The following is a 1,447-nucleotide window of genomic DNA, read 5'->3' on the forward strand; positions in this document are numbered from 1 at the left end:
TGGACTGACCCCAAAAAGTTGGACGATCGTAAATCTATACCTGAACAGATTGAGTCCTGTATTCAACAGGGCTCAGTCCGTTTAGCTTCAGCTTGATGCGTCGGTGATTGTAATAGTGGATGTAGTCCACTAGACCAGCGTGAAGCTCGTCCAGATTACTGAATTTATTCAGGTAAAAGAATTCGGATTTCAGCGTGCCAAAGAAGCTTTCCATCGCTGCATTGTCGTAGCAGTTACCTTTGCGCGACATGCTAGGCGTGACCGAGCGCTCTTTGAGAAGCCGACCATAGATTGGCATCCGATACTGCCACCCTTGGTCGGAGTGCAAAATTGGCTTTTCATGCGGCTGTAGCCGCCCAAATGCCTCTTTCAGCATCGCCCCTACCATGCTGAATAGCGGTCGCCTGGCTATGTCGTAGGAAATGATTTCACCGTTATACAGATCCAGGATGGGTGAGAGATAAAGCTTTTGCCCTCCAACCTTGAACTCCGTGACATCGGTTACCCACTTCTGATTCGGTTGTTGCGCTTCAAACTCGCGCTTCAGCAGATTGGGAGCGGCTTGGCCTACTTCACCTTTGTAAGCACGATATTTCTTCACACGCACGCGGCTCTTGAGCTGAAGCTCGGCCATAAGACGTTGAACCGTCTTGTGGTTGATCCGGTGACCAGCACCTCGAACTGCCAAAGTGATGCGGCGGTAGCCATATCGTCCTTGGTGCTCGTCGAAAGTCGTGCAAATCCTGGCTTTCAGATCCGCATACTTGTCGCCAGCCTGGAGCGCCTTGTGCTGATAATAAAACGTGCTGCGGGCCAACCCAGCCGCTTTTAGCAAGCCTTCGAGGGGATACTGCTGCCTTAGCTCGCTTACGATTTGCGCTTTTTCTGCTGCGCTGCTCGTTTTTTCTGAACCAAGGCATCTAGCTTTTTTAGATAGTCATTTTCCAACCGAAGCTGATTCAGCTCCGCGATCAACTCATCCCGAGTACGGGACTCATCGTCGGGTGACTGGGGTTGAACAGGTAAGGTCGGTTTCGGCATTTTTTTCTGAGATCCAGTGCGGTTGGGCTGCCTAGACAAGGCATTTTTACCGCCCTCATCATAGCGACGCTCCCAGTCACCGATGATGTTGAATTTGCGGATATCAAACAATGCAGCCACTTGGCGGTAGGAAAGTTGCTCTTCGCGCATACGTTTCAAGACGGATAGCCTGAACTCAGCACTGTAGTACTGCACCTTTTTTGCTTCTAAAGCGGCCGCGCCATGCACCTGATAGGCCGCAACCCACTGGCGCAACGAAGAAAAATCTACATCGTGCCGATCCGCAACATCTCTAAGACCCGCTTTACCGGAGCAGTAATCCTGCACCGCCAACAGCTTCACTTGTACTGTGTACTTCCCCATGAAACACCCCATCGGTTGTGTCCAACCTTTGGGGTGCAGTCCA

General features: G+C 51.2%; 1 protein-coding gene. It reads right to left on the reverse strand.

The window, feature by feature from the left end:
- Window positions 1–34: 34 nt before the first annotated feature.
- Window positions 35–1,404 (reverse strand): IS3 family transposase gene (locus tag D8U18_RS05175; RefSeq protein ID WP_131107182.1). Its coding sequence is split into 2 segments (ribosomal slippage): window positions 35–933 and window positions 933–1,404, totalling 1,371 coding nucleotides; the frame shifts between segments, so codons are not numbered across the junction.
- Window positions 1,405–1,447: the final 43 nt, after the last annotated feature.

The sequence above is a fragment of the Pseudomonas sp. Sample_10 genome (assembly GCF_004321495.1).
Classification (GTDB): Bacteria; Pseudomonadota; Gammaproteobacteria; order Pseudomonadales; family Pseudomonadaceae; genus Aquipseudomonas.